Genomic DNA, 26,769 nt, shown 5'->3' with positions numbered 1-26,769 from the left:
TATGGTTCTATGAGAAAGTCTTATTTTACTTTATTTGTGTTATAGAACAGTGACCTATTTGAATATTTTTTTGTAAGGATCGATAATATTGAGTTAAATATCAGAGTATAACTGTATAAAATAATATATTTTGGAATTTTTTGTAAAATGTTCTTTCTTATGTTGTTTTAGACAAATTGGAGCACCCTTGATGTTGGAGGTTGTCTATTTTTCGGATAATGCTGTTTGCTTTTGAACCTTAGTCTTTTTTAGAAGAGCTGAAGATTATTTTATGCGGTTTGAAATTTCTTACTCCTTCATTGATTGCGTTTTTTTCGTTTTATTGTTGCTTGATTAGGGGGGTTTTTACGAGATTTTCCTTTTTTATTTTCCAAAATACCAGTGTCCATGGTTGGTCCCATGTGTGCAAGGTCTGGTTTGGAGAAAAGACTTTGTTGTAACACGGGCTCATGGGTGGATTGTTCGCTATGATGTGTTAAGGGATTTTCTGCGAGTTCTAGTTCTATCTTTTGTAATTGTTTGATTTCATCGCGAAGTCGCGCTGCTTCTTCAAAATTAAGATCAGCAGCTGCTTCATGCATTAATTTTTCGAGGTGTTTAATATGAGATGCTAAATTGTTGCCAACCATATTTTTTTTCTCGATAACATCAGGGATATTTGTACGAACATGGTTGTTTTCATCGCCTGAATTGAGAATATCTCCGATATTTTTTTTGATACTTTTCGGTGTGATATGGTGTTCTTCATTATAGGCTATTTGTTTTTGTCGACGTCTTTGTGTCTCCTGTAAGGCTCGTTCTATGGAACCAGTGATCGTATCTGCATAGAGGATAACACGGCCATCTACGTTACGTGCAGCACGTCCGATTGTTTGTATGAGGGAAGTTTCAGAGCGCAAAAAGCCCTCTTTATCGGCATCTAGAATGGCAACAAAACCACATTCTGGAATATCTAAGCCTTCTCGGAGCAAGTTGATACCGATGAGGACATCAAAGGTGCCAAGCCGAAGATCGCGTAGAATTTCAATGCGTTCTAATGTATCAATGTCAGAATGCATGTAGCGTACACGAATGTCTTGTTCGTGGAGATATTCAGTTAAGTCCTCAGCCATACGCTTTGTGAGAACTGTCACCAATGTACGGTAGCCTTTTTGAATTGTTTTACGAATTTCATTCACAACATCATCGACTTGATTTTTGGCTGGACGAACCTCTGTTGGTGGGTCAACAAGCCCTGTTGGGCGAATAACTTGTTCCGCAAAAGTGCCGTGAGATTGTTCTATTTCCCAGCGTCCAGGTGTTGCGGAGACAGCAATCGTTTGTGGGCGCATAGCATCCCATTCTTCAAAGCGCAAAGGACGGTTATCCATACAAGAAGGGAGGCGAAAACCATATTCTGCTAGTGTTGCTTTTCTACGAAAGTCACCTCGGTACATGCCCCCAATTTGGGGAATGGTTACGTGGCTTTCATCGATAAAAACAAGAGCATTATTTGGAATGTATTCGAACAAGGTTGGTGGTGGTTCTCCGGGTTTTCGTCCTGTTAAATAACGTGAATAATTTTCTATTCCGGCGCATGAACCGGTGGTTTCTAACATTTCTAAATCAAAAATTGTACGTTGTTCTAAACGTTGTGCTTCTAAAAGACGTCCAGCTGCGTTCAACTCATCGAGGCGTTGAACGAGTTCCATTTTGATGGCTTTCATTGCTTGATTGAGTGTTGGTCGCGGTATTACATAGTGTGAATTGGCATAAATTTTAATCGATTGAAGATCGCCTGTTTTTTGTCCGGTGAGAGGATCGAATTCCGTAATTGTTTCCACTTCATCGCCAAAGAGCGAAATACGCCAAGCACGATCTTCGAGGTGGGCAGGGAAAATTTCGATTGTATCCCCTCGTACACGAAAGGAACCACGAATGAAATTGATATCTTGTCGATAATACTGTTGAGAGACTAAATCAGCCAAGAGTGTTCGTTGATTGAGTTTATCACCTTTTTCTATTTTGAAGGTCATAGCAGTATAGGTTTCTACGGAACCAATCCCGTAGATGCAGGAGACAGAGGCGACGATAATAACGTCATCACGCTCTAAGACGGCGCGTGTTGCAGCATGACGCATCCGGTCGATTTGTTCATTAATTGAGGATTCTTTTTCAATATAGGTATCAGAGCGTGCAACGTAGGCTTCTGGTTGATAATAGTCATAATAAGAAACAAAATATTCGACAGCATTATGGGGAAAAAAACTTTTAAATTCCCCATAAAGCTGCGCTGCTAGAGTTTTATTTGGTGCTAAGATTAAAGCTGGACGCTGTGTTTTTTCAATGATATTGGCCATTGTATAGGTTTTTCCTGAGCCGGTAACACCCAAAAGCACTTGTGTACGTTCATCTTTTTGAATTCCCTCAACCAGAGTTTTTATGGCTTGAGGTTGATCTCCCGCGGGTTTAAAAGATGTTTCGAGTTGAAATGGAATACCACCTTCAGACTTTTCAGGACGAATAGGGCGATGAGGTGTCCATAATGCACCATTCTTAAAAAGAGGATTACCTGAAGCAATAAGAGCAGAAAGAGCTTCTACTGTTGCAGTAACACCATTTTTCATTGTTGTATCCTTTGATAGAAAAGTGTTGGTGATTTTAAAGAAAATACTAATTTTACAAATTTATTACGACAACAGCAAAACGTTATTGAACAGATTTATTTTGGTTTATTAGAGCTTTCATTAGGATATTGATCAAGTTTTTTATGAGACGAGTTCTTTGAAGTATTTCTTTGGAGGGGGTATATTTGTGGTTGTTCGTGGACACTATTGCATTTTTGCCATGATGATATTCAAGAGGGCATAAGTTATTATGGCTGTTATGGAGAATAATCGGTATGTTTGGGCACTAAAGACATTGTATATGTGTGATAAAGATCGTTTCCATCTTTAAATGAAAGATAACGAGATGACACCCAACCTATTTGAGTGTTATATCGGATATGGCACCAATTTCCTTCACAGTTTTTAACAAAAACCAATTCTCCAGCAGAGATTAAGCCGCAAAGCTCATACTGAGTGCTGGGACCTGTTCTAAAATTAAGATTTCTCGTAACAAAAGCATCTGCTGCCTCTGATATTGTTGTGGCTAAAAAGAAAGAGCCAAACATAAAAAAAATGACGATTTTTTTCATTTTTCTGTAAAGAATTTCTTTAGAGATTTTCTATCCTTCTCTCTTCATATCCCATATGATTTCTTTTACTAGATTATGATAAAACAGAAAAAAACACAATTCTTTCTTCTTTAGGACACTTTTAAAGAGAAGAGTGAAGTTTAACGTTTTAAACACCAAAATGAGATGTTTTAATCACTATTTGTGCATGTTTTGTTTCCTTTATTTATTTTTGTATGGAAAACAGCGATACTGTACTATATAATAAAAAAGATCGTAGTTTTCGGATTCCAAAAGTAATTTTGGAAGCCGTTTTTTGTATTTTTATTAAACCTTCCGTGTAATAGAAAGGGACGGATTATGGAAAAAGTTCCGATGACTACAGCTGGTTTTGAGAGTCTTAAAGAAGAGTTGCGTTGGCGTCAACAACAGGAGCGTCCGCGAATTATTGAAGCAATTTCTGAAGCGCGTGCGCATGGTGATTTATCCGAAAATGCTGAGTATCACGCAGCTAAAGAAGCGCAAAGTCATAATGAGGGGCGTATAAATGAGCTTGAAGATTATATCGCGCGAGCAGAAGTTATAGATGTCTCGCGTCTTTCAGGTGACAAAATAAAATTTGGCGCAACCATTAAACTCTTGGATGAGGACACTGAAGAAAAAAAAGTGTATCAGATCGTAGGAGATCAAGAAGCTGATGTAAAGGTTGGTAAAATCTCTATTTCTTCGCCTATCGCACGTGCACTTATTGGCAAGCAAGAAGGTGATGTGATTGAGGTGAATGCACCAGGTGGTGCGCATAATTATGAGATCATTAAGGTTCAGTACATCTAAATAACATATGGATTATTATGCGTGTATCTTTGGACGAAACTGAGGTTATTGCGCCTCACTTTAAAAGGCGTTTATCGGGAGTAACATCTACGATTATTCAGCTTATTCCACTGCAACGCGAACAGGGTGTGCGTATATCCACTTTGGGGTTTGGTTTACCACAAACTTTACCGACTCTTGCCTTTAGGGACCTTTTCGGACTTTGGAAAAGTCCGAAAGGGAAGCCATTTCGTATTTGGCATGCACGACGCAATATTGAGATGCTTTGCGGGTTTTTTTTACGCGATGTTTTGCGAATGAAGCTTAAACTCATCTTTACTTCGGCATCTCGTCGCGAACACAAGCCTTTTACTAAATGGTTGCTTCGTCGTATGGATAAGGTTATCGCTACTAGTGTATGTACGGGAACCTATCTAGAAGTGCCTCATAAGGTTATTATGCATGGAGTGGATATTAGACGTTTTTCACCCCCAAAAATTCCTGATGATTACTTTCCAGCAACTGGGGTGCCAGGAAAATATGCAGTAGGATGTTTTGGGCGTGTGCGCTATTTAAAGGGTACTGATTTGTTTGTGGACGCGATGATAGCATTATTGCCTGACTATCCCGAATGGACAGCACTTATCGCTGGTCGTACGACAGAACAGCATTATGGTTTTGAAAAGAAATTACGACAGAAGATTGCTGAAGCTGGTTTAAACGACCGCATTATTTTTCTTGGTGAAAGGCTTGATATACCTGTGTGGTATCGCCGTCTATCACTTTATGTGACTCCTTCTCGTTTGGAAGGTTTTGGTCTGACACCATTGGAGGCAATGGCATCACAGACGGCTGTAGTGGCGAGTGATGTAGGAATTTTTAAAGAATTGGTGGTCGAGGGAACAGGAACGGTTGTTCAAGCAGGAGATGGAGCGGCTTTAACAGCAGCAATTGAACCTTATTTTTCTGATGTGGAAAAAACATTGGCAGCCGGAAAGAAAGCTTTAACCCATGTTCGTACTCACTTTCCTTTGGAAAAAGAGGCAAGCAAGATTGAAAGTGTTTACAAAGAACTGTTTGCGGAAAAAACACTTTGATATGATATCAAAAATCTTCTTGAGGGATGATAAAAAGTATTTTCCTTAAAGGTTTTTCATAGTCATCAAGAAAACAGCTCAATGATATAAATGTTATTTTACAAAATTTATATTGTCTTTAGTAGAACGCTATAAGAAGTTCTCAAAATTTTGGATAAAAGATTAAAAATGTATACGCTTGAGAGCGATATGTAGTTTATGATAAAGCATACTAGGAGAGAGGAAAGCTACTTTTATTCATTGATGTTTTAGAATAAGAAAATAATGCTTTAACTCAAGTCTGGGGATTTATGCACTATCTTATACGGTGTCGTACTGATATTGTTCGTTTTGTAAGACTTAAATAGATAGCAAAAAAACGTTTTCTTGTCTTAAAAAGATAATGATGCTATCTCCATGGATAAAATAGTCGTACATATTTTCAATAAATTCATGATAAGATGGATTTAAGATCAATATATATATATATATATGATTTTTATAGATAATTTACCTTTTCAATTTGAATAAGAGCTTTGAGTAGCGTAAGATTTTCTTATGTCAAATCTGTTGATATTAAATCAATGAGAGCTATCCTCTAGCACATCACAATCGGAAGAAGGCATGTGGTGGATAAAAACTATTGAAGACAAGGTGTAAAGAGATTTCTTATAAATTGTCTGAAATGCAAGCTGTTACGACATTAACAGAAATAATATGGTGGTACTAATTTATATCTTATTTTGTAGTACCGACTTGCACCTTATTGTTATTTAAGTAAAAATGATGGTGACCATTTTATATCTTTCATGAAGGCTGTCGTGGAATGGGGGTGATGAGTACTGTGAGATGTTTTTTTATAAGCTTGTGAGTTCGTAATATAATAGCATTTTTTTCTATAAGGAGGTAACTCTATTAAAGAGAAAAAACACTTTTATCAGTAAATATTCATATTTTTTGCATGAGAGATTATTCGTAAAAAAGAATGTTCTATGCGTCCACTTTATTTGATAAAGAAGATCAATAAAGTGAAGCTTTATATGTTATGACTTTGAAAATATTGGTATTTGATTGTTTTTGTTGAATTATTTTTATATCATTGATATGATGATTTGTATAGAATTTTAGAAAATCTTCAGTGGATTGAGTAAGGGGTGAATATTATGATGCATACTGTTCACACCTTTTTATCTTGTAAATTTTTTATCATGGTAGAATAAAATACTCTCTGCATTAGAATTGTTCACGCCAGAAAGCGGGAATAAAAAGGACGAATATTGTTATGATTTCAAGGCGTCCAGCTAACATTAGAAAACTTAAAATCCATAAAGCATGGTCGTTGATTGTAGAGAAATTACCAGTGGGGCCAATAATATCTCCAAAGCCTGGACCAACATTTGAAAGTGCGGTTAAGACCCCCGTAAAGGCAGAGGTAAAGTCAAGACCGGTTGTAAGCAAAAGTGCAGTGCCGATAACAAGGCAAAACATATAAAGACAGACAAAAAACAAAACGGCTTGAGCAACATCATTTGATATATTTGAGTGATCGTAGCGCGCTTTTACAACGACATTAGGAGAAAGAAGTTTTTCTATATTTGTTTGTGTAATACGCCAAAGAATAATGAGGCGATTGATTTTCATGCCACCAGAAGTAGAACCAGCACATCCGCCTGTAAAAGAAACAATGAAGAAAATTCCAAGCGCAAACGGTCCCCAAAGTTGATAATCTTCAGCGCTATAACCTGTGGTGCTAATAATGGATGAAAGGTGAAAAATGACATCAAGGAAAATCAAGTGGAACGCGCGATGATCATAAAACCGTAGCCATGCCGCTAAAGCAAAGCTGAAAAGGAGAACGATATGGAGAAAAACAATCACTTGTGGGTCAAGGAAGCGTTTGGAGTGTCCAGGAAGGACTAATTTAACATAAAGTACGAAGGGTAAAGCAGAAAGCAACATGAAGATTGTTGAAATAATTAAGATGGCTGGTTTATCAGAAAAATAGCCAAAAGAAGCATCATGCGTTGAAAAACCAGCTGTTGCTACTGTACTCATTGCATGGTTAATGGCATCAAATAAATTCATGCCTGCAGCAAAATAAGAAAGCATACAAGCCAATGTTAACCCAACATAAGCGATGATAATTCCGTTAGCAATTTGGTTGATGCGAGGCAATATTTTTTCAGATTTATCAGATGATTCCATATGAAAAAGTCGCACGCCACCCACACGCAGTGAAGGCAAAATTAAGAGGGCTAAACCGATAAAACCAATGCCCCCAATCCAGCATATAAGAGAACGCCATAATAAAATACTTCGCGATAAATTATCAAGATCAGAAAGGACTGTGGAGCCTGTTGTTGTAATTCCAGAAACAGATTCAAAAATGGCTCCTGCTAGAGAGATGGGAAGAGGAGAAAGATAAAGAGGTAAGGCACCTACGATGCTTCCTGTAAGCCAAAGACAAACAGTGAGCATAAAGCCAAGCCGTGCTGAAAAGCGACAAGTAGCTCCCTTAGTTGCTAAAAGAATCAGCGTTGCTAACATGGTGGTTATGGCACAAGAATAGAGAAAGCTTATCCAATTACGATTGTTGTCGTGCAAATCCACAAAAATTGGCAAAAGCATTGCTCCTCCCATGATTAAGGCAAAACGTGCACAGACATTGATAATAAATTGAAAAATGATCGTTCCCTATCTTTGTATCTCTTTTTATTATGGTTTTGTGCTCATAAGAAGTTACATTTTTCTCTTTATAGGATAAGGATTAATTCTTAACATTAGCGTGCCTTGATGAATTAGTAATCAGACCTTTTCATAAAACTTGAAAAGAAGTATACATAACATAATTAGGGCTCTTGAAAAATATTTTTTTAAAAGGCTGCATTCCGTTATCATTTATAGAATAATTAATTTATAATAAAGTGAAGGGGATTTAATGGTGCAATCGCATATTCGTCTGCTGATTATTGGCTCAGGTCCGGCTGGTTATACAGCGGCGATCTATGCAGCAAGAGCAATGCTTAAGCCGGTTTTGGTGACGGGCTTGCAGCAGGGTGGACAATTAACAATTACAACTGATGTTGAGAATTATCCAGGTTTTGCAGATCCCATTCAAGGACCATGGTTGATGGAACAAATGGCAAAACAAGCTGAGAATATGGGGACAAAAATTGTCTATGATACAATTATAAAGGCTGATTTGTTGAAGTATCCTTTTGTCTTATATGGGGATTCAGGAACACAATATTCTTGTGATGCACTGATTATTGCAACAGGAGCTCAAGCACGCTGGCTTGGTTTAGAAAGTGAACAGACCTTTATGGGCGGAGGTGTTTCCGCTTGTGCTACATGTGATGGCTTTTTTTATCGTGATAAGGACGTTATTGTCGTGGGAGGAGGAAATACGGCTGTTGAAGAAGCACTTTATTTATCGCATTTGGCTAAGAGTGTAAGCGTGGTTCACAGGCGGGGGCAGTTTCGGGCAGAAAAAATTTTGCAAGATAGGTTGCTGGCTTGTAATAATGTGCGTGTTTTTTGGGATCATGTGGTCGAAGAAATTCTGGGGCTGCCAGCACAGGGGGCAATGGGCGCTGTTGTAACAGGGGCACGTCTGAAAAATGTTAAGACAGGTCATGAGATGAAAGTGAATGCAGAGGGCATATTTATTGCCATTGGGCATGATCCTGCTGTTTCTCTGTTTGAAGGACAGCTGAAACAAAAACGAGGCGGCTATTTATGGACAGCACCGGACTCAACAGCAACAAGCATTGCTGGTGTTTTTGCTGCTGGGGATGTGACAGATGAAACATTCCGCCAAGCTGTAACAGCTGCGGGAAGAGGATGTATGGCAGCGTTGGAAGCAGAACGGTTTTTGGATATATCCAAGCGTTAGTAACTCATTGAGAAAATAGAGAATATAGAGGTAGAATTAATTGTGGCGCCACCGTTGGATTGGGATAAGTTAAGGGTTTTTCACGCTGCAGCAGAAGCGGGATCTTTTACGCATGCTGCTCAAAAACTTCATTTATCTCAATCAGCCGTTTCACGACAGGTTTCGGCTTTAGAACAAGAGGTTGGGGTATCCTTATTTCAACGTCATGCGCGTGGTTTGATTCTTACAGAACAGGGAGAAACTCTTTATCGTACAGCTCATGATGTTTTGATGAAGCTTGAAAGTGTGCGTTTGCAATTAAGTGAAAGCTATGCAAAACCAACGGGGCACTTGCGTGTGACCTCGACCTTTGGAATGGGGGCAGGGTGGATTGCAGAGCGTATGCCAGAATTTCTTAGTCTTTATCCTGATATGCAGGTTCAGCTTTTGCTTTCCGATGAAGAGCTTGATTTGACAATGTGTCATGCGGATTGTGCTGTTCGCTTACATCAACCCAAACAACCTGATCTTATACAAAGAAAACTCTTTACAATTCATATGCATGTTTATGCTTCGGAAAAGTATATTGCAAATTATGGAAAGCCGGAAAAATTATCTGATCTCGATGAGCATCGTATTATTTCGTTCGGTGAACCTGTTCCACCTTATTTGTCTGGTTTAAATTGGTTGGAAAAGGCTGGTAGAAGTGATGGATCATTGCGCGTTTCAGTTCTACAAATCAACAATATCATCTCAATAAAGAATGCGCTTATGCGTGATCTTGGGATTGCTGTGCTTCCTGATTATATCGTCAATAATGATGAGCATTTGGTGCGTCTTTTTCCTGATATGGTTGATATTCCTTCTTTTGATACTTTTTTTTGTTATCCTTATAATTTAAAGAATTTGGCAAGGTTAAATGCTTTTCGAGATTATATTTTTTTAAAAGCTCGTCAGTGGTCTTTTTAATATTAATGTCTTAATTTATAAGGAACAATTAGCTGTTTTGCAACTTGAGACTCCCGTAATATTCTTTCGTTTCAAATTTGCTCATATTGAATCAATTAAAATTATTCGTTGCACATTAAAAGTGGAGGGAGTCTGCGCGGGTAAATATTTTTGAAAAAAGGGATAAATGTTTTTTTACAAATGCTAGCAAACGTGAGAGCTATTATATAATGGACAATCGTGTGATGGTGTAGCTTACATTTTTATATTTAATTAAAGAGAGTGCTACATAATGGAGACAAATTTAAAGCTATGTGTTTATTGCATAGCAGATACGCTTAAGTCTTTATTGTGCTTTTGCTTATAAAATGACATAGAATGCTATCTCTTGATTATGTTGCCTCCCAGTGCGTTTTCTTGAGTGTTCCCTTACGAAGATCTATCAGATTGATTTTATCTCTGAAGATTTTCCAAATTTGCCGGACAATATGTCCGGCTTTTTTTTATTATTTTTGAAAGAGTCCTTAGAAATTGCAATATATGGGAAGATGATAAGGAAAAAATTTCGAAACTTGTGGATATCCAACAATTTTTTAAGAATACTAAAATTCAATGAGGAGTTTAAGAGAGATTTATCCTGTTATACCATAAAAGTCTGTCTTTTAGGGGTGTGATATAAAATATTTAAAACCTTATACATGAAGTGCTTTTTATTAGAGTGTGAGGTGAATATTTAAGGCAGGTCTTGTTCATAAAGCCTATGAAGTAAATCAAGTAGTTATTAGATAGAACTTAAAGGAAACTGGATTGCTTACACAACGATGGGAGGTGGCTTCTTCTTCATTTTAGGACGAAGAAGAAGCCGAGAAATAGAAGAGATTTTATTGTAAGGGCCTTTGATTATAAGGGCAATTGTGTTTAAAAGCGCTCGGTCTTTTTTAGAGTTATAAATTGAATGGAGAAAGCAGAATAGGTTTTTCATCTCTTATGATAATAGACCGATTCATTTATTTGATAGCTAGATTTTTTTGATCTTTATCTACAGCCTCTATTTTTGTGTTTATTCATAGATATTTTTGCTGAATCGATAGATTTAGACCATGACACAGTTTCCGATATTTTCTCGGATATACTGACATTCGGTAAAAACAATCACAAGAGATGATATTTAAAAATTTTAAATTAGACTGTTGCAAAAGCGCTGTATACGTATACAAGCTTCTTCAAGTAATTCTTCTGATGTTGCATAAGAAATACGAAAAGCTGATCCAAGTCCAAAAGCAGATCCTTGGACGACAGCAACAGCTTCTGTTTCTAGAAGCGCTATGGCGAAGTCCTCATCATTGGTAATACATTGGCCGTTAGGTGTTTTCTTTCCAATAATTCCGGAGCAAGAAGGATAAACATAAAAAGCACCCTCAGGCGTTGGACAGTGAATGCCAGGAGCTTGATTTAGCATGGAGACAACGAGATCACGGCGTGTTTGAAAAATACTTTTATTTTTAGCAATAAAGTCTTGTGGCCCGTTGAGTGCTTCAACCGCAGCCCATTGTGAAATGACACTTGTTCCAGATGTTTGCTGTCCTTGAATGGTATCCATGGCTTTAATTAATTCTTTTGGTCCGCCTGCATAGCCGATTCTCCATCCCGTCATCGCATAGGCTTTAGAAACACCATTCATTGTGAGTGTACGCTCATAAAGCGCTGGTTCTACTTGAGCTGGAGTAACAAAGGTAAAACCCTCATATGTGAGATGTTCATATATATCATCGGAAAGGATATAAACATGAGGATATTTTACTAAAACATCTGTGAGTTTTTTCAATTCATTATGTGTATAAGCAGCACCTGATGGATTTGAAGGAGAGTTAAAGATGAACCATTTGGTTTTGGGGGTAATGGCAGCTTCTAGCTCTTGGGGTTGGAGTTTATAAGAAAATTCGGCTTTCGTTTCTAAAAAGACAGGCTTACCATCGTTGAGTGCGACCATTTCTGGATAACTAACCCAATAAGGGGATGGAATGATGACCTCATCTCCTTTATTCAAAGTTGCCATGAATGCATTAAAGAGAATTTGTTTTCCACCGGTACCAACAATAATTTGTTCTGGTTGGTAAAGAAGGTTATTTTCTCTTTTAAACTTTGCAGAAATTGCTTGGCGCAATTCTGGAATTCCAGATATGGGAGGGTATTTTGTTTCTCCTCTTCGAATAGCTTCAATAGCCGCGTTTTTGATGTTTTCTGGGGTATCAAAGTCTGGCTCTCCAGCACTTAAAGCAATAACATTGCGCCCTAATGCTTTTAAATGGCGGGCCTTTTGAGAAGCAGCTATTGTTGCAGAAGGTTTGATAAGAGACAGTTTGTCGGCAATAAAAGCCATAATTTTAAATCCTTATATTATATCAACAAATGGTTATTGCTTTAAGGATATTCTATAAGAGATTATATTGTATGCAATAAAAAACTTCCAAAATACTCTTACACGGGCTTTATATTCTTCTTTTTTGAGATTTCACAAGATAATCTCTTTGTAGATTTTATGAAAGTTTTGAGGAAGTATAAGGGAGGTTTGATAAATTGTGCAAAGGAGATAAGCAGTCTTTTATGTTAACAAGGTAAAATGATGCTTTATACAAAATAAAAAAAATCTTCGTCATTACAGACGAAGATTTTTAAATAAAATATTGCAGAATTTAAACTTTAAAGGGCTGCAAGGTTACCAGCGGCAAATTTTCCTGAACGACGATCTTGAAGAACATCATAAGAAATTTTTTGCCCTTCATTAAGACTGTTTAGACCAGAACGCTCGACAGCAGAAATGTGTACAAATACATCTGCACTACCATCACTAGGTTGAATGAATCCGAAACCTTTTGTTGTATTAAACCACTTAACTGTTCCTGTAGACATAGGAAACTCCTTAGAATATATAATTATATTGAGTATTGAAGCTTTCATTTCTTCAATACGGTTGTAGATCGAAATTAGGTGGGAGAAGTTTCGTCGAAAGTGCAGATTGCACAGGAAAGAAAGTCACGTAACCGAAAATTCGATGAAACCTCTATAAAAGTTTTTGGAACAAAAAGCAAGTCTTAATCAATTTTTATATAAAGAAAAAATAAGGAAACAGTGTACATTTTGTTAAGTAGAAAAATTCAACTGAAATAACTTTGTAGTGAACGTACTTCAAGGCGCCTTTTTTTGAGTGCTTTGATCGCTTCTACAACGGCTTCGGCTCCAGCTATTGTTGTATAATAGGGAACATTTTGCATGAGGGCTGCATAACGTAATGATTTTGAATCTGAGATGGCACTGGCCGTGCTAGTTGTATTAAAAATCAATTGAATTTTGCGATTACGAATAGCGTCTTCAATATGGGGGTGTCCCTCTAGAACTTTGTTAATTTTTTTTGCTTCAACGTGGTGTTCGGTGAGAAATTTTTGTGTTCCACTTGTGGCGACAACAGAAAAGCCAAGCTCAGTTAAACGTTTTACAGGATTTAAGATGCGTTTTTTATCTTCATCTCTTACAGAAACGAACAAAGTTCCCTCTTTAGGGAGTTTTACACCAGCTCCAAGTTGGGCTTTAGCAAAAGCAAGCGAAAATTCATAGTCAAGTCCCATAACTTCACCGGTTGAGCGCATTTCTGGACCAAGAAGTGTATCAACACCTGAAAAACGAGCAAAAGGAAATACGGCTTCCTTGACGGCAATATGTTGTTTTTTTTGCAAAGAAGGTAATCCACCATAAGCCTGAAGAGCATCATGAAGCGTTTCTCCTGCCATAATACGTGCAGCCATTTTAGCAATAGGGCGACCAATCGTTTTTGCAACAAATGGGACAGTACGTGAAGCACGGGGATTGACTTCTAAGACATAAATGGTGTCATCTTTTATAGCATATTGTACATTCATTAAGCCGCGAACATGAAGTGCTTGTGCTAATGCTTTGGTTTGACGCTCTAATTCAGTAACTATTTTATTTGAGAGCGTATGGACTGGTAGAGAACATGCTGAATCACCAGAGTGGATACCAGCTTCTTCAATATGTTCCATAATACCAACGATTAGTGTTTCTTTGCCATCACATAGACAATCAACATCTACTTCAATTGCTTCTGTTAAATAGGTATCAAAGAGAAGCGGATTTTTACCAAGCAATATATTGATTTGTCCTGTTGTGTCGTTAGGATAACGGACTTTGATATCTTCTGAAATTAATTCAGGGACACTCTCAAGTAAATAATTTTGTAAGCTACGTTCATCACGAATAATTTGCATAGCACGTCCTCCTAAAACATAAGAGGGACGTACAACCAAAGGGAAGCCTAGTTCGTGGGCAATGAGGCGTGCTTGTTCAATGGAGTGGGCAATACCATTTTGAGGTTGTGTTAAATTAAGTTTAAATAACAGTTTTTGAAAGCGGTCTCTATCTTCTGCTAAGTCGATAGCGTCAGGTGAAGTACCTAGGATGGGGATATTGTGTTTTTCTAGAGCGCTTGCCAATTTCAAGGGTGTTTGTCCGCCAAATTGGACGATGACTCCAACCAAATCTCCTTTTTCCTGTTCTGCTTCTAAAATAGCGATAACGTCTTCTGTTGTTAAAGATTCAAAGTAAAGGCGATCAGAGGTATCATAGTCGGTTGAAACTGTTTCAGGATTACAGTTAATCATAATCGCTTCAAATCCTGCATCACGCAGTGCAAAAGCAGCGTGGCAGCAACAGTAATCAAATTCAATACCTTGCCCAATGCGGTTTGGTCCACCGCCTAAAATAGCAATTTTTTTGCGTTCAGAAACGTGTGCTTCCGAGTGCTCTACACCTGCAAAGGGAACTTCATATGTTGAATACATATAGGCTGTAGGAGAAGAAAATTCAGCGGCACAAGTATCAATCCGTTTGAAGACGTGTTTAACATTCAGTGATTTACGTAAAGCAGCGATATAATCCGGTTCTTTCCCTGTAAGGGAGGCTAATCGCGCATCTGAAAAGCCCATAGCTTTTAACATACGTAAATTATCTGCGTCTTGGGGTAATCCATGAATGCGGATACGCTGCTCCATTTCAATGATGGAGGCTATTTGTTCTAAAAACCACGGATCAATTTTGCTAATTTGGTGAATCTCATTTAAGGGTAAGCCTGTGCGCATGGCTTGAGCAATATAGCGTAGACGATCAGGGCTTGGTATGGCAATGGCTGAGCGTATAGAACTTTTTTCATCACCTTCAGCATGCTCTGGAATCACAATTTCATCAAGACCCGTAAGCCCTGTTTCAAGTCCACGGAGTGCTTTTTGTAACGATTCTTGAAAAGTGCGTCCAATTGCCATGACTTCTCCTACAGATTTCATCGCAGTTGTGAGGACAGGTGATGAACCGGGAAATTTTTCGAACGCAAAACGAGGAATTTTTGTCACAATATAGTCAATAGAAGGTTCAAATGATGCTGGTGTTGCACCACCCGTGATATCATTTTTTAATTCATCAAGTGTATAACCAACAGCCAGTTTAGCCGCTACTTTGGCAATGGGAAACCCCGTTGCTTTTGAGGCAAGCGCTGAAGAGCGAGAAACACGCGGATTCATTTCAATAACAATGAGGCGCCCATTTTCAGGATTGACAGCAAACTGTACATTGGATCCTCCCGTTTCAACACCAATTTCGCGCAAAACAGCAATCGAAGCATTACGCATACATTGATATTCTTTATCGGTTAAGGTGAGAGCAGGTGCTACAGTGATCGAATCACCGGTATGAATCCCCATTGGATCAATGTTTTCAATAGAACAAACGATGATACAGTTGTCGTTCTTATCACGAACAACTTCCATCTCATATTCTTTCCACCCTAAAACACTTTCTTCAATTAATACTTCTGTTGTTGGTGAAGCTTCAAGCCCACGTTCAATAATTTCATAGAATTCAGAGCGGTTATAAGCGATTCCACCACCAGTTCCACCAAGGGTGAATGAAGGACGAATAATAGCTGGAAGCCCAACAACATCAAGAGCTTGAACTGCTTTTGCTGTTGCATGAGCGATATAATGTTGTTTGCGATCAGCTTCGGTATGTCGCCAGTTGCGCTCAAGTTCTTCGAGTGCTTTGTCAAGCGCAGCACCAGAAAGTTTTGCTTTAAGTTCAGCACACGTTTTTGCGTGTTGTTGGCGATTTTCTTCTTTCAGTTCTGTTGCATTGGCTAACATAGAGCGTGGCGTTTCCAAACCGATTTTTGCCATCGCTTGGCGGAATAAAGCACGATCTTCAGCTTTATCAATAGCATCAGCATTGGCTCCTATCATTTCAACATGGTAGCGGTCTAAAATACCCATACGCTTTAATGATAAAGCAGTATTGAGGGCTGTTTGTCCTCCCATAGTGGGCAAAAGGGCATCGGGACGCTCGTGAGCAATAATTTTGGCAACTATTTCAGGAGTAATGGGCTCTATATAAGTTGCATCAGCTAGATCTGGATCTGTCATAATCGTGGCAGGATTAGAATTTACCAAAATAATTCGGTAACCTTCTTCTTTTAATGCTTTACAGGCTTGAGTGCCTGAATAATCAAATTCACATGCCTGACCAATGATAATAGGTCCTGCTCCGATGATAAGAATAGATTTTATATCTGTGCGTTTGGGCATGACTTTTTCCTATGACAAATATCTGTGTGCGATTGTTGCGGGCAAAATATTTTAGTTCTGAGGCTACCGTCATTTTATAAGTTAAGTGACAAAGAAAGTAAGCATTAAAATACCTTTTCCATGCTTTTTTTCATAAAATTGAAGATAAATTTCTTTTTTGAGTTGAGTCATCTCGTCAGTTTATCAAAAGTATGACCTTTGATAAAAAATAATAACAGTGCTCCAACAAATTAGAATATTCAAGCATACTGTGGAGCATAAAAAGCCGGGACATCTTTCCAATCCATTGCCGGCATACTTTCTTTGTGTTTTATGACGTTTTTTGCTTAAGAGAGCACGCGCTTTTTCTGTTGCTTGTAAAACATAAGCTATTATTTATGGTTCGATGGGATTTCGTAAAATAAAATGGGAAGCTTATCGTGTTGTTCCGTAAAATACTGCCGTTTAGAGTTGTGATATAAGGTATGAAAATTTACCACATTAAGGTGTTTTTGTTAGAGTGTATGATAGAATTCAGAGCAGGATTTGTCTGTAGAGAGCTTATGAAATAAACCATATCAAATGGGTTCAGTTGGAATCTGTTATATAAAAAGCAAGATTGTTGATAGATCAGCTCTGGTCGAAGTTTCCGTCTTAGGGTAGGAAGAAAGTCAATCTATGTATCTTTCCATTTCATAAAAAGGTGAGAGTGTATTTTAATACAATGGCTAAGGAGATAATTTCAGAATGATTTTGTTTGTTTTTAAAAGATAGTGAATACTCTCCCTTTACTTTATGGATGATGTTCAAAACTTTTTAAAATATAAAGAAGACTAAAATGCTGAATATTTCCCAAACGAGAGTATTCTGTCTGAAAGATGTATCAATAGGAAAGCTTTTGGTGGCTAGGTCTCAAAAAGGGATTTGTCATATAGCGTTAGGAGACACTATAGAGCAATTATTACAGGAGTTTACGATACGCTTTGGTGATGCACAACAAGTTGTAGGTGACAATACATTTAAGAGAGAAGTTGCCCATATTATAGCCATGATAGAAACACCTAAGCTGGTAAAAAAATATAATTTTCCCTTAGATATAAATGGTACAGTTTTTCAACGACAAGTATGGGCAGTATTATGTGATATACCATGTGGTGAAACAATTTCATATGAGATCTTAGCATGCCGTATTGGTATGCCGAAAGCTTTTCGTGCCGTTGCTCATGCCTGTGCACGTAACGAATTGGCTATTATCATTCCGTGTCATCGTGTTGTGCGTAAAAATGGTTTTATTTCAGGGTATCGTTGGGGGGAAAAACGGAAACAGATTTTACTACAACGGGAACAAAATGGAAAAATTTAACTTTGTGTGATGGGCATTATAATCGTTACAGTTGTTCCTTTCATTTCTTTTGAAGTAATTTCAAGTTTTCCTTTGTGGAGTTCTAGCAAGGAGCGTGAAATGGCTAATCCAAGACCTGAGCCCGTATGAGATTTAGTGAGCTGATTTTCGACTTGTTCAAAAGGTTGCCCAAGTTTTTTAATTGCTGATTGGGGAATACCAACGCCTGTATCTGTAATTTTAAAAATAAGGTTATTTTTTTTCTTGAAAGCGCAGACATCAATATTTCCGCCAGAAGGCGTAAATTTAACGGCATTAGAGATGAGATTAAGGAAAATCTGTTTCATTGCACGACCATCAACTTCAGCATGAAGTTCTGGGGTAATGTTTGTTGTAACAACAATATTTTTTTCTTGAGCTTGAGGTGTTAGTGTTCGTACTGCTTCACTAATGATGGGCTCAAGATCGGTATTTTTACAATCAAGCGTAAATCTTCCTGCTTCGATTTTTGACATATCAAGGATGTCATTGATAAGGGTTAGAAGATGGGTTCCTGAATTGTAAATATCATGCATATATTCCTTATAGCGTTGTGAACCAAGAGGACCAAAAGTCGATTGCAACATGATATCTGAAAAACCAAGAATAGCATTCAGAGGCGTGCGCAATTCATGAGACATATTGGCTAAAAATTCTGATTTAGCCTTATTAGCACTTTCGGCGCGTTCTTTTTCTGCTTTCAAACTTTTATTAAGTTTTTCAACTTCTGTTGCGCGTTGTTGAGCACTCCCTCGCGCGCGCTTGAGTTCTTGAATGAAAGAAAAAAGACGCCTTTCACTGTCTTCAAATTTTTCCTGTTGTTGTTTAAGCTCAGAAATGTCAGTACCAATACAAACCAATCCTCCATCTTGGGTTCGTCGTTCGTTAATTTTGAGCCAACAACCATCTGCCGTTTGGCGAATACTGGTTAAGTTACCAGTACCATCATCTTTAAGGGGATATTCACTGAGTGCAGGGCGTGCCATGGCTTCGACCGTTGCACGTTGGATACCTGATTGGAGAATTTGTTTAGGAATAGCGGCATATTCGCAAAATTTGCTGTTGGACATGACTAAACGTCCTTCAGCATCCCACAAAACGAAAGATTCTGAAATGTTTTCAATCGCATCACGGATACGAAGGTCGGCTTGCGCTGTTTGTTCAGCCAATTGTTGCTGTTCACTAATATCGAAGGAAATACCAACCAAATGGGGTTCTTCTTCTTCAGTAACTTCGGCACGAATGCGCATCCATACATAATGACCATCAGCATGACGCATAGGAACGTTAATATCGATATGCTTCTTTTTACCGCTCATTAATTCCTGAGCAAGATCAAAAAAATTCGCATCATTTGGATTGATAATGGCGCTAATTTGGGAAATTGAGAGCAGTGCATCTTGAGGGACATAGCCGAGCATTTCGTACATTGCTCGTGACCAGTAGACACGTCCACTTGCCATATTCCAATCCCATAGTCCACAGCGTCCACGCATCATTGCCATATCAATACGGTTTTGAATTTTTTCTGAAACAAGATCTGTTTTGCGTGCTCGTACAATTTGGTTGTAATAAGCATAAAGAAGAGCGAGGATAACGCCACTAGTTCCAATAAACATGGTTATATTTAACGAGAGAGCTTTCCGCCATTCCATGTAAATATGTTGCATTTTTTCACTGATGAATACCCCATATTGTCCATTTTCTGTTTGCTGAAAGGAAGCGAGAGCAGGAATATCTTTTCCTATTGTAATTTTCATGATTCCAGCATGTTTTCCTAGAGCTTGTAAAGCAATGCTTTCAGAGGTAAAATCCTGTAAGGGTTTTCCTAAGACAATCTCGGAACTTGATGAAGCTAGGACATTGCCTTTTTGATCGACAATAGCAATAACAGCGCTGGTTTTTATAAGACCTTTGTTACGAAAATTAGTCAGGATATTTTGTAAATGATTATGAGAAAGAACAGCAGTTTTTCCTTGTCGAGTGGCTGCAAGTAAGTCACGGTCAATCGTATTGGTAATATGAGAAGCTAAGAGAGTGATGGTAGAATGCGTGTTTTTATCAATTGTGTTGCGCCAATCATAGATTGATAGGAAACGGATCGCTGCTAGCGTAACAAGAAATGCAAGAATTACAAATGGGAGTGAACGTCGCAGCCAAGGTTCAATAAAAAGAAGTTTTTGATAGGCAGGACCAGAAAACAGATTGGTACGCTCTGTCCGCTCCTTGCGACTTTGAGCGCTTGATTTTGAATCAGCATACACCTCCCTTGGCGCATTATATGCGTCCAATTTAGCCATCTCGCGTTCCTTTAATTCTGGAATAATGTGATTTAAAAACTGCTTCGATATTCATAGTAACCCCATCGAGTGCAATGAATCAAAACAGGAGTCTTCTGTCCAGTCTTTTTTTTAAAAAAATAATTTTACTTTTATAATTTTGGAATATGAAAAGAAAAAAGCACTTTAAACGTGACCTATAAACAGGCTTAGATTACCTGTTTATAGGTTTAATGATGATCGAATAGTTTATAGAATTTATTTAAAAAAATATTATAGCATATTGATTTAAAATAATTTTTTGTTTTAAGTGAGCAGACGATTAATGATATCAGCAACATCGCTTGATAATTTTGGCGCAACAGCAATCATTTTTAATTCAGTTTCAAGTTTTTGTTGTCGAATAGGTTCTAATTGTCGCCAAGAGCGCATCATTGTTAATAATCGTGAAGCAAGCTGTGGATTTTTTTTGTCAATTTCCAAAATGACTTGGCAAAGAAAATGATAAGACGCTCCATCCATCCTATTAAAGCCCGTGAGATTGTTAGAGGCAAAAACACCGATTAGGGAACGTACACGATTAGGATTATCTTGTGAAAAAAGCGGATGTTGCATGAGCTTTTGAACATTCTCGAGTGTTGATGTGCCAGCAACCATTGCTTGAATAGAAAACCATTTATCCATGACCAAAGGGTCATGCCGATAGCGGTTTTCAAAATCATTTAAGGTATTTTGTGCCTGCTCACTTTCATTAAAACGCTTCACGAGAACAGCGATACTAGCCATACGGTCAGTCATATTATCAGCTGTTGCATATTGTATAGCAGCTCGATTTGGATTGGCTTCAGCAATGGAAAGGTAATCCAGTATGATATTCTTTAATGCTCGTTTTCCAGCTTGTGCAGTGTTTGGTGAATAGGGCTCTTGGGTTTGCATTTGTCCATAGAATTTTGTTAAGAGCTCTTGATGAGTTTGTGCAAGTGAAGCTAAAAACTGATTGCGGACATAATGAATACGATCTGGGTCAATATTTTTACCGATTGTATGAGCAAGCTCAACTTCACTAGGTAAATTTAAACAGAAGGCACGAAATTCAGGCTCTAAGGTTTCATCTGTTATGATCGTTTCAATCAGCTTTAGCAAAGCAGAAGGGAGTGTTGCTTTTTCTTGTGTTTTATCTTGAATGCTTTGAATCAAAGCTTGCGTCATTAAATGATTAAGAGATTGCCAGCGATTGATGTGATTGTCATCATGTTGTGCAAGAAAAATAAGTTCTCTTTCATTGAATGGAGTGTGTAGAATGATTGGTGCTGAAAAGTCCCGCAGCAGTGATAAAACGGGTTTTTCACGCAGTCCCTTTAATGTAAACGTTTGGCTTTCCTTGGATAAAAGCATAACATCTGATTGAATATCTGTATCTGCTTCATAGGTGAGGTTTTCTCCGTTAGGTCCTAACAAGCCAAATACGATAGGGATAAGCATGGGCTTTTTTGTATTTTGTTGTGGGGTTGCGGGAATATGTTGCTTTGCATGAATTGTTAAAACACCATCGCTATAATGACTATCGATTTCTACATTGGGTGTTCCTGCCTGTTCATACCATAGCATGAATTGGGAGAAGTCTTGACCAGACACTTCAGCAAAACAGGTAATAAAATCTTCAATTGTACAAGCTTGTCCATCATGACGTTGAAAATAAAGATCAGTGCCTTTACGAAACAGAATAGGACCTAAAATAGTTCGTATCATGCGAACAACTTCAGCACCTTTTTCATAAACAGTTGTGGTGTAAAAATTATTAATTTGGCTATATTGACGAGGACGTACAGGATGCGCAAGAGGTCCTGCGTCTTCTGCAAATTGCGTTGCTTTTAATGCTTTTACATTTTCAATTCTCTGTAGGCTGCGTACATTTTGATCTGATGAAAATTCCTGATCACGATAAACAGTGAATCCTTCTTTTAAACAGAGTTGAAACCAATCGCGACAGGTAACACGATTACCGCTCCAATTATGGAAATATTCATGTGCAATGACACGTTCAACATTTCTATAATCCTGATCGGTTGCTGTTTCAGGATCGACAAGAACATATTTATCATTAAAAACGTTAAGGCCTTTGTTTTCCATTGCTCCCATGTTAAAGTCGGACACAGCAACAATATTGAAAACATCAAGATCATATTCGCGTCCGAAACATTGTTCATCCCAACGCATGGAACGTTTAAGAGCATCCATTGCATAGGTTGCGCGTTCGGTTTTTCCTTTTTCTACATAGATACCAAGCTCGATACGTCGTCCAGATACAGTTGTAAAATGGTCTTCTAACTTATCAAGATCTCCACCTACTAAAGCAAAGAGATAAGATGGTTTGGGATAAGGATCTTCCCAAATGGCAAAATGGCGATTATTCTCTAAAGTTCCTGTTTCCACCAGATTACCATTGGAAAGCAAGATTGGGATTGTTTGGGAATCTGCTTCAATTTTCACTCTATAGGTAGAAAGAACATCTGGGCGGTCGTAAAAATAAGTAATACGACGAAAACCTTCCGATTCGCATTGTGAGCAATAAACACCATTTGAAAGGTAAAGCCCCATAAGTTGGCGGTTGCTTTCAGGATTCAGTTCTGTAACCAATTTCAATGTAAAAGGAGCCGTTGGTGGCGTTGTAATTTCTAAACGTGAAGGCGTCACTTTATAAGTGTTTGGGGCTAATATCTCATCATTAATAGAAACGGAAATTAAAGTAAGATCATCACCAGAAAGAACAAGAGGTGTTAATTCTTTTGTATCGTGACGGGATTCAATAGACAATATGGCTGTAACATAGGTTTTTGTCGGTGCCAATTGGAAAGAAAGTTGTGTTTTAGGGATAACGTAAGGTGTTGGTTGGTAGTCTTCCAAACGATAAATAGATGTTATTGGCTGTTTCATAGTTTTTTCCCATTTGTATTTTAAGAGTTAAAGAAGGGTGTGTTAATTTTAGAAGCAAGATAGGATTAAAGAATTACAAAAGGCTGTCGAGGCGATTTTTTACTTCTAAGAAGTCTATCCATGTAAGCTTCTTTTGACTAGGGGTTCTAAGAAGGTAGGCTGGGTGGAAAGTTGGCATAACAGGTATTTTTATATTATCCTCGCTTTCATAGATATGCCATTTCCCTCTTGTTCGGATAATTCCATTTTGAGATCCAGTAAGAAACTGTGCAGCAACACCTCCCAGTGCTATAAGAACACGAGGACGCGCTAAATAAATGTGCCGTTCAATAAAAGGGCGGCACAAGGCAACTTCTCTTGGTGTTGGTGTACGATTTCCTGGTGGACGCCAAGGAATAGTGTTGGCAATGTAAACATTATTTCTTGTTAAGCCAATTGATGCGAGGATTTTATTAAGCAACATCCCGGCTTTTCCCACAAAAGGAATTCCTTGTATATCCTCGTCTCGTCCTGGTGCTTCGCCTATAAGCATCAGGGGGCTTCCTGCTGTTCCATCTGAAAAACAGGTATTTTTTGCTGTCAATTTTAATGAACAGCCATTAAATGCAAGGAGAGCAGATTTTAATTCATCAAGTGTCTTGGCACTTTTTGCACTCTCTATAGCTGTGGATTCATTTTGTATAGTCCTAGAGTTATGCAGCTGATGATGATCTAATTTTACGGTTGGAGATGTTTTGGGAGATGCTTGTTGATTATGAGAAATGTTCACGACAGATATTAATTTTCTCTCTGAACAAGCAGACTGCTTAAAACGATCAATAGGGAAATCCGTCAGAACGGCATCCGCACCACTTTCTTTATAAAAGTTTAAGAGTTCTTCATAGGAAATTGAGCACGGCGTTTGATTTAACATTTTACTTTTTCTAATGATCTAGCGATTATAGATCAAACAAAATTATCCTTCAAGTTTTATTAAATGTATTCGCTAGCCATTAATGTATAAGAACGCTGATAGGATTCTCTCTTTTCACAAAAAAGGCAAATCGTAAAATGCGAGTGTTCGCGATTATATACATCTTTAAATGTACAATTTGTTTAAATTGCGCTATTTCAACTTTTTAAACAGACTAAACTCATTCATAATAAAAGATTTTTTTACTGAATGCAAGTGGTGTTATAATATTTGTTATCATTGTATTATATATTTAATACTTAATTAAAGTTACTTTTGTAGTATTTTATTTATAAAATAAAGTATAAATTTTTTATTATTATATTTTTTAAATAATTTTTATTAAAAAAATAAATATATTAATGAATATATAAACATTAATTTTATATGAAAAAAATACTAAGACGTTATAAACTATTTTTACAATGAGTTAAAAGCAATGTGTGGATATATTCTTTTGCTTTTTTTACCGCTGAAATGAGAGGTTCATTTAATGCTAAATGCGCTGCAATAGCGCTTGAGAGAATGCAACCTGTTCCTCGCATTGTTCCTTTTAAACGTGGAGTAGAGATATTTATGACTTCAGTTTTGTCAATGAAGCTATCAATTGCAAGAGGCCCCTCCGCATGTCCCCCTTTTACTAAAATAGAGCGAGCTCCCAATGACAAAAGTTTTTTTGCTTGTTGTATTGCTTGCTTATCATGAGATGCCAATGGACTTTGGCTAAGAAGAGCGAGTTCTTCTCTATTCGGTGTTAAAAGATCAACATGAGGAAGCAGTTTATCGATCATAGTGTCGATGATTGTTTCCGTTATTAGTTTTCCTCCTGATGAAGCGACAAGTACAGGGTCCAAAATAACTGGAACATGGGGATAGTCTTTGAGTACGTTACAGATTGCTGCTATAATTGCTTTTGTCCCCGTCATACCGATTTTTATTGCGCTTATTGGATTTGCTTCTAGGGCAGCACGCATTTGCGCAGCGACGAGGTCTCCACGCATTGGAATGATTTCGACAACGCGATTATCATCTTGTACGTTAACACAAGTAATTGCTAAATTTGCTTTTATTTGAAAATGCGCAGAGGTTTCTATATCACGAACAATACCAGCACCTCCTGTTGGATCAGTGCCCGCAACAATAAGAATGGAAGGTATCAACGCCATGTTTGTGTCACTTTTATCCACTGCTGTACACGCTCTTCAGGTTTTTTATGGAGGATAATATCAGTCACAACAGCAGCACTATTTGCTCCTGCTTTTAAAACACCAACTGCGCGTTCTGGTGTTAAACCACCAATACCCACCAAAGGTAAAGCACCAATCCGCTTTCTCCATTGTTTGATTTTCTCTAATCCTTGCGGCATCCATTTCATTTTTTTTAAGATTGTCGGATAAATAGGACCAAGTGCAATATACTCAGGATTAGCAGAGAGTGCGGTATCCAATTCATGTTCATCATGTGTACTAAGACCAACTTTTATATCACTTTTACGAATTGCGTGAAGATCAGCATTGCTCAGGTCTTCTTGTCCCAGATGAATAAAATTGCACTTTTCATCAATTGCTATTTCCCAATGATCATTAATAATTAATTGTGCTCCCAATTTATTGCATATGTTTTTTGCACGCTTGATATGTTGACGGATTATTTGTTGATTTTCATGTTTCATACGCAATTGTACGAGCTTGATACCAAGAGGAAGCAAACGTTCAATCCAATCAGCGTTATCAACGATGAGGTAAAATGGATCCAGTTTCATGAAAATACTGCTTTTCCAATGATTGGCGTTGAAGGGACTGCTACACTGCGTGCTTCGATCATGCCAGCTTTATATCCCATACGTCCTGCTTGAACAGCTTTAGAAAATGCTTCAGCCATTAAGACAGGATCACCTGCTTTAGCAACTGCGGTATTAAGCAGTACTGCATCATAACCGAGTTCCATCGCAATGGCGGCATGTGATGGGCGTCCAATGCCGGCATCAATAACAAGAGTAGCATCAGGAAGGTAAGCACGGATAGAACGCAATCCATCAGTATTATGAGGTCCTTTGGCAGAACCAATAGGAGCACACCAAGGCATAATAACACGGCAACCAATGTCAAAAAGTTTTTCAGCAACAATGAGATCATCCGTTGTATAGGCAAAAATTTTGAAACCTTCATTGTTTAAAATTTGAGCAGCTTCGATTAAGGAAAAAATATTTGGCTGTAAGGTATCTGAATTACCGATAATTTCGAGTTTAATCCAAGCCGTTTTAAAAAGATCTCTTGCTAATTGGGCTGTGGTTACGGCCTCTTTAACAGTATAACAACCAGCAGTATTAGGAAGCACTGTTACCCCAAGTTCTTGAAGAAATTTCCAAAATTGTCCACCTTGTTTTCCACCTGCAGTTTCACGGCGCAAGGAAACAGTTACAATTTCCGTATTCGATTTATGAATAGCATCACGAAGGATTGCTGGTGAAGGATATTGCGCTGTACCTAATAGAAGACGGGAAGAGAATTGTCGTCCATAAAGATTCAGCATAATTTTAGCCTCCTTGCATTGGGCTTAAAATTTCAATTTTATCTCCTTCATGCAAGACAAATTGGCTTCGTGCATCTATGGGAACAACTTCAGCGTTAACAGCAGTTGCAAGCCAATTTCCTTCATACCCCAATTCTTCAAGCAAGAGACCGAGAGTCATAACTTCTGTTTGGACTGTTTCACCATTAACAAATACTTGCATG

The 26,769-nt window shown here is 37.9% G+C and carries 18 protein-coding genes; 5 read left to right on the top strand and 13 right to left on the bottom strand.

Going from position 1 to position 26,769, the window contains the following annotated elements; genetic code table 11:
- Nucleotides 1–296 precede the first annotated feature (296 nt).
- Together uvrB and ACFIK7_RS08115 are read right to left on the bottom strand one after the other, a co-directional pair.
- Nucleotides 297–2,606: an excinuclease ABC subunit UvrB gene (gene uvrB, locus ACFIK7_RS08120; RefSeq protein WP_375663206.1), complete on the bottom strand. Its 2,310-nt coding sequence runs from the start codon at nucleotides 2,604–2,606 to the stop codon at nucleotides 297–299.
- Nucleotides 2,607–2,863: 257 nt separating this feature from the next.
- Nucleotides 2,864–3,178, bottom strand: coding sequence for an SH3 domain-containing protein (locus tag ACFIK7_RS08115; protein ID WP_375663205.1), 315 nt, complete (start codon nucleotides 3,176–3,178; stop codon nucleotides 2,864–2,866).
- 339 nt (nucleotides 3,179–3,517) lie between these two features.
- Here ACFIK7_RS08115 and greA point away from each other — a divergent pair, with 339 nt between their 5' ends.
- Nucleotides 3,518–3,991 carry a transcription elongation factor GreA gene (gene greA, locus ACFIK7_RS08110; protein ID WP_007347010.1) on the top strand — a complete coding sequence of 158 codons (474 nt, stop codon included), beginning with the start codon at nucleotides 3,518–3,520 and terminating at the stop codon, nucleotides 3,989–3,991.
- 17 nt (nucleotides 3,992–4,008) lie between these two features.
- Entirely contained in the window at nucleotides 4,009–5,067 is a 1,059-nt protein-coding gene (locus tag ACFIK7_RS08105; protein ID WP_375663204.1) for a glycosyltransferase family 4 protein, read from the top strand.
- Between the two features lie 1,212 nt (nucleotides 5,068–6,279).
- On the opposite strand, the gene ACFIK7_RS08100 is transcribed toward ACFIK7_RS08105, so the two are convergent.
- Nucleotides 6,280–7,674 carry a TrkH family potassium uptake protein gene (locus ACFIK7_RS08100; protein WP_273791219.1) on the bottom strand — a complete coding sequence of 465 codons (1,395 nt, stop codon included), beginning with the start codon at nucleotides 7,672–7,674 and terminating at the stop codon, nucleotides 6,280–6,282.
- Nucleotides 7,675–7,984: 310 nt separating this feature from the next.
- Here ACFIK7_RS08100 and trxB point away from each other — a divergent pair, with 310 nt between their 5' ends.
- Together trxB and ACFIK7_RS08090 are read left to right on the top strand one after the other, a co-directional pair.
- Nucleotides 7,985–8,941, top strand: coding sequence for a thioredoxin-disulfide reductase (gene trxB, locus ACFIK7_RS08095; protein ID WP_375630817.1), 957 nt, complete (start codon nucleotides 7,985–7,987; stop codon nucleotides 8,939–8,941).
- Between the two features lie 42 nt (nucleotides 8,942–8,983).
- Entirely contained in the window at nucleotides 8,984–9,889 is a 906-nt protein-coding gene (locus ACFIK7_RS08090; RefSeq protein ID WP_273791217.1) for a LysR family transcriptional regulator, read from the top strand.
- A gap of 1,156 nt (nucleotides 9,890–11,045) precedes the next feature.
- Here ACFIK7_RS08090 and ACFIK7_RS08085 read toward each other — a convergent pair.
- From ACFIK7_RS08085 to carB, 3 genes are all read right to left on the bottom strand, one after another.
- Nucleotides 11,046–12,248, bottom strand: a complete 1,203-nt coding sequence (locus ACFIK7_RS08085) for a pyridoxal phosphate-dependent aminotransferase (RefSeq protein WP_375630815.1) — start codon at nucleotides 12,246–12,248, stop codon at nucleotides 11,046–11,048.
- Between the two features lie 320 nt (nucleotides 12,249–12,568).
- Nucleotides 12,569–12,778 (bottom strand): cold-shock protein, encoded by a 210-nt coding sequence (locus tag ACFIK7_RS08080; protein ID WP_012754908.1) that lies wholly within the window; start codon nucleotides 12,776–12,778, stop codon nucleotides 12,569–12,571.
- Between the two features lie 245 nt (nucleotides 12,779–13,023).
- Nucleotides 13,024–16,509, bottom strand: coding sequence for a carbamoyl-phosphate synthase large subunit (gene carB / locus ACFIK7_RS08075; protein WP_375630813.1), 3,486 nt, complete (start codon nucleotides 16,507–16,509; stop codon nucleotides 13,024–13,026).
- Nucleotides 16,510–17,326: 817 nt separating this feature from the next.
- Between carB and ACFIK7_RS08070 the strand changes: the two genes are divergently transcribed.
- Nucleotides 17,327–17,851 (top strand): methylated-DNA--[protein]-cysteine S-methyltransferase, encoded by a 525-nt coding sequence (locus ACFIK7_RS08070; RefSeq protein ID WP_273791214.1) that lies wholly within the window; start codon nucleotides 17,327–17,329, stop codon nucleotides 17,849–17,851.
- Here ACFIK7_RS08070 and ACFIK7_RS08065 read toward each other — a convergent pair.
- From ACFIK7_RS08065 to thiS, 7 genes are all read right to left on the bottom strand, one after another.
- Complete coding sequence (locus ACFIK7_RS08065) at nucleotides 17,848–20,169, bottom strand: ATP-binding protein (protein WP_375630809.1); 2,322 nt, start codon at nucleotides 20,167–20,169, stop codon at nucleotides 17,848–17,850. The two genes, ACFIK7_RS08070 and ACFIK7_RS08065, sit on opposite strands and share 4 nt — an antisense overlap.
- A 285-nt stretch (nucleotides 20,170–20,454) precedes the next feature.
- A complete protein-coding gene (pepN, locus tag ACFIK7_RS08060) occupies nucleotides 20,455–23,082 on the bottom strand; it encodes an aminopeptidase N (RefSeq protein ID WP_375663203.1) in 2,628 nt (875 codons plus the stop codon).
- A 73-nt stretch (nucleotides 23,083–23,155) separates the two neighbouring features.
- The gene (locus ACFIK7_RS08055) at nucleotides 23,156–23,995 is read right to left on the bottom strand and encodes a uracil-DNA glycosylase family protein (protein WP_273791211.1); all 840 of its coding nucleotides are present in this window, start codon (nucleotides 23,993–23,995) and stop codon (nucleotides 23,156–23,158) included.
- A 446-nt stretch (nucleotides 23,996–24,441) separates the two neighbouring features.
- Complete coding sequence (locus tag ACFIK7_RS08050; protein ID WP_273791118.1) at nucleotides 24,442–25,200, bottom strand: hydroxymethylpyrimidine/phosphomethylpyrimidine kinase; 759 nt, start codon at nucleotides 25,198–25,200, stop codon at nucleotides 24,442–24,444.
- A complete protein-coding gene (locus ACFIK7_RS08045; protein WP_273791117.1) occupies nucleotides 25,191–25,796 on the bottom strand; it encodes a thiamine phosphate synthase in 606 nt (201 codons plus the stop codon). The genes ACFIK7_RS08050 and ACFIK7_RS08045 overlap by 10 nt, the downstream gene beginning before the upstream one ends.
- A complete protein-coding gene (locus tag ACFIK7_RS08040) occupies nucleotides 25,793–26,566 on the bottom strand; it encodes a thiazole synthase (RefSeq protein WP_273791116.1) in 774 nt (257 codons plus the stop codon). Before ACFIK7_RS08040 ends, ACFIK7_RS08045 begins: the two co-directional genes overlap by 4 nt.
- A 4-nt stretch (nucleotides 26,567–26,570) precedes the next feature.
- Nucleotides 26,571–26,768 (bottom strand): sulfur carrier protein ThiS, encoded by a 198-nt coding sequence (gene thiS, locus ACFIK7_RS08035; protein ID WP_375630804.1) that lies wholly within the window; start codon nucleotides 26,766–26,768, stop codon nucleotides 26,571–26,573.
- Between the last annotated feature and the right edge of the window lies 1 nt (nucleotide 26,769).

This window comes from Bartonella sp. CL266QHHD (assembly GCF_042195355.1).
Taxonomy (GTDB): domain Bacteria; phylum Pseudomonadota; class Alphaproteobacteria; order Rhizobiales; family Rhizobiaceae; genus Bartonella.
Note: the sequence above shows the minus strand (reverse complement) of the source record. Positions and strands in the feature narration are given on the sequence as shown.